This window comes from Streptomyces sp. NPDC055025, from assembly GCF_053608565.1.
In genome coordinates, this window is record NZ_JBSGVS010000127.1 from 1 (window position 1) to 9,757 (window position 9,757).

The window sequence follows — 9,757 nt, forward strand, 5'->3', positions numbered from 1 at the left end:
GAACTTCCCGGCCCCGCGTGCCCGGTGCCCGTACTCCCCGACCAGGAACTCCCTTCATGCGCAAGAAAACCCTGACCTCGGCCGCCGCCCTGGCGGTGGCCGCCGCACTCGCCCTGACCGCCTGCGGCAGCGGCGACGACTCCCCGAAGTCGATCGCCGATGTCTCCGTCCAGCAGAAGACCGAGGCGGCGACGGCGCTGGACCAGCCCTTCGAGAAGCCGAACCTCGTCCTCAAGGACACCAAGGGCGAGGACTACGACTTCCGCGAGCGGACCAAGGGCAAGCCGACACTGATCTACTTCGGCTACACCAACTGCCCGGACGTCTGCCCGCTGACGATGAGCAACATCGCCATCGCCAGAAAGTCGCTCCCCAAGGCCGACCAGGACAAGCTCCAGGTGGTCTTCGTCACCACCGACCCCGAGCGTGACACCTCCGCCGAACTCGCCAAGTGGCTCCCCAGCGCGGGCGATCCGTCCTTCGTCGGACTCACCGGTGACTTCCCCACGATCCAGGCGGGCGCCCGTCAACTGGGGATCGGTATCGACCCGGCGAAGAAGGAGAAGGACGGCAGCGTGGTCTCCATGCACGGCGCGCAGGTCATCGCCTTCTCCCCGAAGACCGACGCCGGTTATCTCCTCTACGGCGAGGACGCCTCCGCGGACGACTACGCCAAGGATCTGCCGAAGATCATCAAGGGCGAGACCCCGTGAACCGCCGTACTCCGCTCGCACTCGCCCTCGGCCTTGGCCTCGGCCTCATGGCCACGCCGACACTGGCCGGCTGTTCCTCCGACGGCGGGTCGTCCGGGCAGCCCGAACTGTCCGTCAGCAGCGGCTATATGCCCCAGCCCGTCAGTGACCTCGCGGCCGGATTTCTCACCATCACCAACAGCGGCGCCGCCGACAAGCTCACCTCCGTCACCGGCGACCTCTCCGACGACATCACCATCCACAAGACCGAGAACCAGAAAATGATGAAGGTGACGTCCTTCGACATCCCGGCCGACGGCGAGTTGGATCTCGAACGCGGGGGCAACCACATCATGTTCATGGATATCAAGCACCGCCCCCGGCAAGGGGAGAACGTCAGCATCGAACTGCACTTCGAGAAGGCCGACCCCATCACGGTCGAACTTCCCGTGAAGGAGACCACCTACAACCCGGCCCAGCAGTGAGGGACTGAGACGTCATGACAGCCACCGCCCCGCGCCTCGGGCAAGCACCCGGGCAAGCAATCCTGATGCGACTGCTGCTCGTCACCACGGTGCTGCTCGGCACCGTCTTCACCGTGCTCTCCGGCACGGCGTCGGCGCATGCCGCGCTGACCGGGAGCAGCCCCGAGGACGGGGCGGTGGTCGCCTCCGCTCCCAAGGACATCACCCTCACCTTCTCCGAACAGATCGCCATGGGCGACAACTCCATCCGTGTACTCGATCCCGGCAACAAGCGTGCGGACACGGGCAAGATCCGCGATCTGAGCGAGACGGGCAGCGTGCGCTACGGCGTCGGCCTGCGGACGGGACTGCCCGACGGCACCTACACCGTCGCCTGGCAGGCCGTCTCCGCCGACAGCCATCCCGTCTCCGGCGCCTTCACCTTCTCCATCGGAGCGCCCTCCGAGACCACCGCCACCGTGCCGGCCGAGGAGGCGGGCGGCGGACTCGTCGGCACGCTGTACGGCGCGGCGCGCTATGTCTCGTACGCCGGTTTCATCCTGCTCGTCGGCGGCGCGGCCTTCGTGCTCGGCTGCTGGCAGCGCGGTGCGTCCGTACGGCCGCTGCAACGGCTCGTCGTCCAGGGCTGGCTCGCCCTCACCGCCGCGACACTCGTCCTGCTGCTCCTGCGCAATCCGTACACCGGCTCCGGCGAACTGGGCGACGCGTTCGATCTCGACGGACTCCAGGACGTCCTCGCGACCAAGACCGGTGCGGCGCTCGTCTCCCGGCTGCTGCTCCTCGGCGCGGCGGCGCTCTTCGTCGCCGTCCTCTTCGGCGCGTACGCCAAGAGGGAGTCGCCCCGTGACGAGGAGGAGAGCAAGGAGCGAAAGGACCTCACCTTCGGGCTGGCCACGGGCGGCACGGTCGTCGCGGCCGGGATCGCCGCCACCTGGGCGCTGTCCGAGCACGCCTCGACCGGGATACAGACCGGTCTCGCCATGCCGGTGGACGTCCTGCACCTGCTGGCGGTGGCGGTCTGGCTCGGCGGGCTCACGGCGCTTCTCGTCGCCCTCTACCGGGCGCCCTTCATCGACAGCACGGCCGTACGGCGCTTCTCCCGCACCGCCTTTGTCAGTGTGGTGGTGCTCGCCGCGACCGGGCTCTACCAGTCCTGGCGTCAGGTCGGATCCTGGTCGGCGCTCGGGGAAACGGCATACGGACAGCTCCTGTTGGTCAAGGTCGGACTCGTGGCCGTGCTGGTCGGACTCGCTTGGTTCTCACGGCGGTGGACGGGGCGGCTGGCGGAGGTGGAGGCGGGGACCGAGAACGCGGCGGAGGTGGAGGCGGACACAGAACTCGGTGCAGAAGCCGGGGCAGAGGTCGAGGTCGAGGCTGAGGTCAAGGCGGGGGCGGCGGCGAAGACCGGGGGGAGGACCGGCTCCGACACCGTCACCGCGACGGCCGAGGTCGGTGACAGTCGGAGAGCTACCCAACTGGCCCGGCAGAGAGCCGCGCTGGCGAGCGCACGCCAGAAGCGCGTCCGCGACGCCGATCCCGCGCGGACCGGACTGCGCCGTTCCGTACTGGCCGAGGCGGGGATCGCCGTGGTGCTCCTCGCCGTCACGACCGTGCTGACGTCCACCGAGCCGGGCCGTACCGCCGAACTGGAGGCGGGCCGCGCGGGCGGCACCGCGGCCGACGCCCCCGCGAGCGCGGAGCCCGTCAATGTCCGGATGCCCTTCGACACCGGCGGCCGGAACGGCAAGGGCACCGTCCGGCTGACCCTCGACCCAGGCCGCTCCGGCGCCAATGTGATGCACATCTATGTGGACGGCGCCGACGGTAAGCCCCTGGACGTGCCGGAGGTGAAGGCCGCCTTCACGCTCACGGCAGAGCGGATCGGCCCGCTGCCCATCGTCCCCGACCGTTTCGCTCCCGGACACTGGAGCGCGGACGGTGTACAGATCCCGATGCCCGGTGACTGGCGGCTCCAGGTGACCGTACGGACCTCCGACATCGACCAGACGACCGTCGACAAGAACGTGAAGATCGGCTGACCCATCGTGAGCGAGACCCGACAGGACCAAGACAAGCGGAACGACCGGGACCCCCGGGACACCTCCGGCGGCCGGGACGACCGGGACGGCCGGGACCTCGGCGAGGACGGCCGGGACACCGGGGACGACGGCCGACGGCGGACGGACGGCGCGGCGGACGGCGCGGCGCGCGCCGGTATCTCCCGACGGCGGCTGATCGGCACCGCGAGCGCCGCCGGGGCCGCCGGACTGGCGCTCGGAGCGGCGGGCGGGGCCGGCGCGTACGCGGCGACCCGCCCCGAGCCCGCGCCCGCGCTGACCACACTCGGCGCGGAATCCGTCCCCTTCCACGGCGCGCGCCAGCCCGGTATCACCACCCCGACGCACGCCCGAGGCCATCTCATCGCCTTCGATCTGGCCCCGGGAGCCGGCCGGAAGGAGGCCGCGGCGCTGCTGCGCCGCTGGTCGGAGTCGGCGCGCGCGCTGATGGCCGGCGAGCCGGCCGGGGGGCGGAGCGCCGACGGCGACACCGGTATCGCCCTGGACGCGGGGCCTTCCTCGCTCACCGTGACCTTCGGTTTCGGCCGTACCTTCTTCGACCGTACGGGGCTGGCCGACCGGCGTCCCACCGCCCTGGACCCGCTGCCCGCCTTCTCCTCGGACCAGCTCGACGCCCGGCGGAGCAACGGCGACCTCTGGATCCAGATCGGCTCGGACGACGCCCTGGTCGCCTTCCACGCCCTGCGGACACTCCAGAAGGACGCGGGCGGGGCGGCACGGGTGCGCTGGCAGATGAACGGTTTCAACCGTTCGCCCGGCGCGACCCCGCACCCGATGACCAGCCGCAATCTGATGGGCCAGATCGACGGCACGGGCAACCCCAAGCCGTCCGAGCCGGACTTCGACCGGCGGATCTTCGTCCCGGCGGCCCCGGCGGCCGGCACCCCGGCCTGGATGGCGGACGGCTCGTACGCCGTCGTACGGCGTATCCGTATGCTCCTCGACGACTGGGAGAAGCTCCCGCTCGGCAAGCAGGAGCGGGTCATCGGCCGCCGCAAGTCCGACGGCGCGCCGCTCACCGGCGGTACGGAGACGACGGAGCCGGACCTCGACCGGCTGGGGGCCGACGGCACGCCCGTCATACCCGCCAACGCGCACGCCAGGATCTCGGCGCCGGAGGCGAACGGCGGGGCCGCGATGCTGCGCCGCCCCTTCTCCTTCCACGACGGGATCGGCGCGGACGGGACCCCTGACGCGGGGCTGCTCTTCGTCTGCTGGCAGGCCGATCCGCTCAAGGGGTTCGTACCCGTGCAGCGCAAGCTCGACCGGGGGGACGCGCTGTCGGCGTTCATCCGCCACGAGGCGAGCGGACTGTTCGCGGTGCCCGGGGGCGCGCGGCAGGGGGAGTACGTGGGCCAGCGGCTGCTGGAGTCCTGAGCGGGCGGCCGGAATCCGCTGAGGAGTCGTGAGCCGCGCCGGGCCATTAGGGTGACCGTATGTCGGCCACGCGCTACACGTATCTGGGCCCCGAGGGCACCTTCACGGAGGCCGCCCTCCGTACGCTCCCGGAAGCCGCCACCCGCGAGCTCGTCCCCATGGTGTCCGTACCGACGGCTCTCGACGCCGTACGGAACGGCGATGCCGCGGCGGCGCTCGTACCGATCGAGAACTCGGTGGAGGGCGGTGTCACGGCCACGCTCGACGAGCTGGCTTCCGGCGCGCCCCTGATGATCTACCGCGAGGTGCTGCTGCCGATCACGTTCGCCCTGCTCGTACGGCCCGGGACGGGGCTCTCCGACGTGAAGACGGTGACCGGTCATCCGGTCGCCCAGCCGCAGGTGCGCAACTGGCTGCGGAACCAGCTTCCGGACGCGGTGTGGGAGTCGGCCGCGTCGAACGCGGACGGGGCGCGGCTGGTGCAGGAGGGCCGCTTCGACGCGGCCTTCGCGGGCGAGTTCGCGGCGTCGACCTACGGTCTGGAACCGCTGGTCACCGAGATCCACGACGCGGAGAACGCGGAGACGCGCTTCGTCCTGGTGGGCCGGCCCGCGCGCCCCTCGGCGCCGACCGGCGCGGACAAGACCTCGGTGGTCATCTGGATGGGCGACGACCACCCGGGCGCGCTGCTCGAACTGCTCCAGGAGTTCGCCGTACGCGGGGTCAACCTGATGCTGATCCAGTCGCGGCCGACCGGCGCGGGCATCGGTAACTACTGCTTCGCCGTGGACGCCGAGGGACATATCTCGGACCGGCGGGTGGGCGAGGCGCTGATGGGACTGAAGCGGATCTGTCCCAAGGTGCGCTTCCTCGGCTCGTATCCGCGGGCGGGGGTGTCGGCGGCCGATGTGTCGACACTGCGACCGGGGACCTCGGACACGGAGTTCATCGAAGCGGCGGAGTGGCTGGCACGCAGCCAGGACGGCCGCGCCTGACGGCAGGGCGCCTCGGGGTGCCCGCGTGCCTGTGGACACAGCCCCGAGTTATCCACAGGCTTGCTTCTCGACCTGGGGACAAGTCGACAACCATAGCCACCCGGGTCGACAAATCTCCCCGGTCACCGATGTCCATCCACAGGGGTCGCCCTGGGCCGCGTCAGCCCAACTCCGGCGATCAACTCGCTGAAGCGGGCAATTCCCACCCGAATGAGTGTGTGAAGCGGGTTTACGAGGGAATTCCGCACCCCACCCCCAGCCCACAGAACGCTTATTTCCGCAATCCACAGATCACTCACACAGCCTGTGGATAACTTGCGTGACCCTGTGTACCTCTGTGGACAACGCTCGGCGTCCAGCACTCAAGTCACCTTCGCCGTAAGGGAAGTGGGTCAAGCGGACGAGCACCGAGTGCCTCGTTCCGGCGAATTGAACCTTCTTTATTGACGAACGACGGGCAACCGGTGCGGGATTTTCCGACAGGTTTCCCAATTGCCGCAATTCCGACAAAGAGCTACGCCTGTTGATATCGGGTGGGGCGGTGTCGGCGCGCACCGGTAGCCTGGTGGGGTGATTGACCTTCGCCTGCTCCGTGAGGACCCCGACCGTGTTCGCGCCTCCCAGCGCGCCCGTGGAGAGGACGTCGGCCTTGTCGACGCCCTGCTCTCCGCCGACGAGCGGCGCAGGTCGTCCGGCGTCCGCTTCGACGAGCTGCGCTCCGAGCAGAAGTCCCTCGGCAAGCTGATCCCCAAGGCGTCCGCCGAGGAGAAGGCCGAGCTGCTCAGGAAGGCGGAGCAGCTCAAGGCCGATGTCAGGGCGGCCGACGCCGAGCAGCACGACGCCGACGAGGAGGCGAGGCGCCTGCTCCTCCAGCTCGGCAATATCGTCCACCCCGACGTCCCGGTGGGCGGCGAGGAGGACTTCGTCGTCCTGGAGACGCACGGCACGGTCCGGGACTTCGCGGCGGAGGGTTTCGAGCCCAAGGACCATCTGGAGCTGGGCGAGTCGCTGGGCGCCATCGATGTCGAGCGGGGCGCCAAGGTCTCCGGCTCGCGGTTCTACTATCTGACGGGCGTCGGCGCGCTGCTGGAGCTGGCCCTCGTCAACGCGGCGATCGGCCAGGCCACGGAGGCCGGCTTCATCCCCATGCTGACGCCGGCGCTGGTCCGCCCGCGCGCCATGGAGGGCACGGGCTTCCTGGGCCAGGCCGCGGAGAACGTGTACCACCTGGAGAAGGACGACTTCTACCTGGTCGGTACGTCGGAGGTGCCGCTCGCCGCCTACCACATGGACGAGATCATCGAGGCCGACAAGCTTCCCCTGCGGTACGCGGGCTTCTCGCCGTGCTTCCGCCGCGAGGCCGGTACGTACGGCAAGGACACCCGGGGCATTTTCCGGGTCCACCAGTTCGACAAGGTCGAGATGTTCTCGTACATCGACCCGGCGGACGCGCAGTCCGAGCATCAGCGGCTGCTGGAGTGGGAGAAGCAGTGGCTGACCGCTCTGGGGCTGCCTTTCCAGGTGATCGATGTGGCGACCGGTGATCTGGGCGCCTCGGCCTCGCGCAAGTTCGACTGCGAGGCGTGGATCCCGACGCAGGGCAAGTACCGCGAGCTGACCTCCGCGTCGAACTGCGACGGTTTCCAGGCCCGCCGGCTCTCCGTCCGGATGCGTGACGGCAAGCAGATCAAGCCGCTGGCCACGCTGAACGGCACGCTCTGCGCCGTACCGCGCACGATCGTGGCGCTCCTGGAGAACCACCAGCAGGCCGATGGTTCGGTGTGGGTGCCCGAGGTGCTCCGTCCGTATCTCGGCGGCCGTGAGGTGCTGGAGCCGATCGCCAAGTGAGCACCGGCCCCGACTCCGCGTCGGCGACGGCGCCGCTTCCGCCGTCACCGCCGCCCTCGTTCCCGTACAGGCTGGTCGCGACCGACCTCGACGGCACGCTGCTGCGTGCCGACGACACGGTGTCCGTGCGCACCCGCGAGGCGCTCGCCGCGGTCACGGCGGCGGGAGCCGCGCACATCATCGTCACCGGGCGTGCCGTGCCCTGGACGCGGCACATCCTGGACGACCTGGGTTACGAGGGCCTCGCGGTATGCGGCCAGGGAGCGCAGCTCTACCACGCCGGTGAGCACCGGCTGCTGACGTCGGTGACGCTGGACCGGCAGCTGGCCGGGCTGGCCCTGTCCAAGATCGAGGCGGAGACCGGCCCGCTGGCGCTCGCCGCGAGCCGGGACGGTCTCGACGGCGAGGTCCTGATCGGCCCCGGTTACCGGGTCCTGGACGACGAGCTTCCCGCAGTCTTCGTCGACGACCCGGCGGAGATGTGGGCCGCGCCGCTCAACAAGCTGTACATCCAGCACCCGGAGCTGGACGACGACGCGTTGGCGCGGGTCGCGCGGGCGACGGTCGGCCCTCTGGTGGATGTGGTGATGGCGGGGGCCGGAGTGGTGGAGATCCTGCCGCTGGGTCTGAACAAGGCCACCGGACTCTCGCTGGCGGCGCGCCGCCTCGGCGTCACGGCGGCGGACACGATCGCCTTTGGTGACATGCCCAACGACATCCCGATGTTCGCGTGGGCGCGGCACGGTGTGGCGATGGCGAACGCGCACGAGGAACTGAAGGCGGTGGCGGACGAGATCACGGCGTCGAACGCCGACGACGGTATCGCGGTGGTGCTGGAGAGGCTGCTGCTCGGCTAGGAGTCTTTCGTCCTGTCCGGCGCATCCCGCGGATCCCGCCCGGAGGCCCTGCGGTTCACGGGTCACTTGCCGTGCGGTTCACGGGTCAGCCGTACGGGTCACGGGACTCTTGCCGTGCGGCTCGGTCAATCCTCCGGGAGGGGCGGCCCGCGCGGATGCGCGCTCGAAGCGGCCGCCCCTGGGCAGCGCGCCGGCGGCAGCACGGAGCAGTGATGGCTACTCCGGTGCCCGCGCGGTGCTGCCCTGCTGGGAACTCGACGGACTCGGAATCCCAGTCGTCGCCGTGTTCCGCTCCCGGTCCTGGAGGTATGTTCCGACAGAACTACCGCCAGAACCACTGTGCCCCGGGCGGCGACCCGCCGCCACCGAATATCGGCGATGTGGCCCACGTCCGCCCGCGGGGGTACAGCGGGAAATGCGGCGGACGGACGCGGACCACGGCGATGGATCAGCGAGGGACGGCGCTGGATCAGCGGCGGTTACGGCTCCGGCGCAGATCCCTCAACTGGTGGACGACATCGTCCATCCGGGCGTCCACCCGGTTGATGTCCGCGGACATCTCGCACAGCCGGTTGCTGATGGCTCCCACCACCTGGTTGGTGGCATCGAGCCGTCGGTCGAGACTGTCGAGCCGGTACGACATCCGGTTCAGCACCGGCCCCAGCTCCTGGAGCGCGACACCGACCCCGCCGAGGCACGACTCGACATCGGTCACACGCCGGTCGAGGCTCGCGTACCCCTTGCGCAGATCGTCCTCGGCATCGAGGAGGTACGTACGGACGCACCGGGCGATGTCGCTGTCGCGAAGAAGCATCGCGATGTTGAGCACGGCGCGGCGGGTGTAGAGGGTGAGCTGGGTGGCTGCCTGTGGATAACTTTTCCCGACTTCGGCGCCCCATAGTGACACCATGTCACTATGAAAACGTCGCAGGTCAGCGCGTCGGAGCACGCGCATCCCGTTCTCGGTCAGCTCTGCCCGATGCCGCGCGGTCATCTGCCTGACGACGCCTGTGGATACTTCGAAGTACCGAGCCACGTCCTCTGTGCGAACGTGAACTCCGTCCGGGAGCATGATCAGAGACTTGATCTTGTCGAGGGCGTCTACACGCCCCATATGCTCGACGCGCAGAGTGCGCGATTCGAGCAGGGCACCTTCTGGTGGCATGTTCATGCCTTCCACTTGTGAACCGATGATGGCGGCCCTCTCCCCGGGCGTCAGGGGTGGAGGTCGGCTCACGGTGGCTACTCACTCAATGACCGGTGCGGCTTTCCATCCGGCACCGGCAATCCCCGGCTTCACGAACGCTCGACGTCACGGACTCCAGTTGCCTCCACGCACCCTGAACAACGAGCCGATAAACGTACAGTTACGCGGCCGAGTCGCACCACGAGACGGCGGCAGCCCCTGCCCGCAGGGCAAGGGCC

At 69.7% G+C, this 9,757-nt stretch carries 8 protein-coding genes; 7 read left to right on the forward strand and 1 reads right to left on the reverse strand.

The features are described from left to right. Positions 1–56 precede the first annotated feature (56 nt). From ACWGDX_RS38715 to ACWGDX_RS38745, 7 genes are all read left to right on the forward strand, one after another. Complete coding sequence (locus ACWGDX_RS38715; protein WP_453633431.1) at positions 57–713, forward strand: SCO family protein; 657 nt, start codon at positions 57–59, stop codon at positions 711–713. After that, entirely contained in the window at positions 710–1,177 is a 468-nt protein-coding gene (locus ACWGDX_RS38720) for a copper chaperone PCu(A)C (protein WP_453633433.1), read from the forward strand. Before ACWGDX_RS38715 ends, ACWGDX_RS38720 begins: the two co-directional genes overlap by 4 nt. 14 nt (positions 1,178–1,191) lie before the next feature. Then, positions 1,192–3,216, forward strand: coding sequence for a copper resistance protein CopC (locus tag ACWGDX_RS38725; protein WP_453633434.1), 2,025 nt, complete (start codon positions 1,192–1,194; stop codon positions 3,214–3,216). A gap of 177 nt (positions 3,217–3,393) precedes the next feature. Next, positions 3,394–4,632 (forward strand): iron uptake transporter deferrochelatase/peroxidase subunit, encoded by a 1,239-nt coding sequence (gene efeB / locus ACWGDX_RS38730; protein WP_453633441.1) that lies wholly within the window; start codon positions 3,394–3,396, stop codon positions 4,630–4,632. A 59-nt stretch (positions 4,633–4,691) separates the two neighbouring features. Then, entirely contained in the window at positions 4,692–5,627 is a 936-nt protein-coding gene (pheA, locus tag ACWGDX_RS38735; protein ID WP_383035706.1) for a prephenate dehydratase, read from the forward strand. Positions 5,628–6,197: 570 nt separating this feature from the next. Then, positions 6,198–7,475, forward strand: coding sequence for a serine--tRNA ligase (gene serS / locus ACWGDX_RS38740; protein WP_453633436.1), 1,278 nt, complete (start codon positions 6,198–6,200; stop codon positions 7,473–7,475). Continuing rightward, positions 7,472–8,332 carry an HAD family hydrolase gene (locus ACWGDX_RS38745; protein ID WP_453633438.1) on the forward strand — a complete coding sequence of 287 codons (861 nt, stop codon included), beginning with the start codon at positions 7,472–7,474 and terminating at the stop codon, positions 8,330–8,332. Before serS ends, ACWGDX_RS38745 begins: the two co-directional genes overlap by 4 nt. A 469-nt stretch (positions 8,333–8,801) precedes the next feature. Here ACWGDX_RS38745 and ACWGDX_RS38750 read toward each other — a convergent pair whose 3' ends face one another. After that, positions 8,802–9,497 carry a hypothetical protein gene (locus tag ACWGDX_RS38750; protein ID WP_453633440.1) on the reverse strand — a complete coding sequence of 232 codons (696 nt, stop codon included), beginning with the start codon at positions 9,495–9,497 and terminating at the stop codon, positions 8,802–8,804. Positions 9,498–9,757 lie beyond the last annotated feature (260 nt).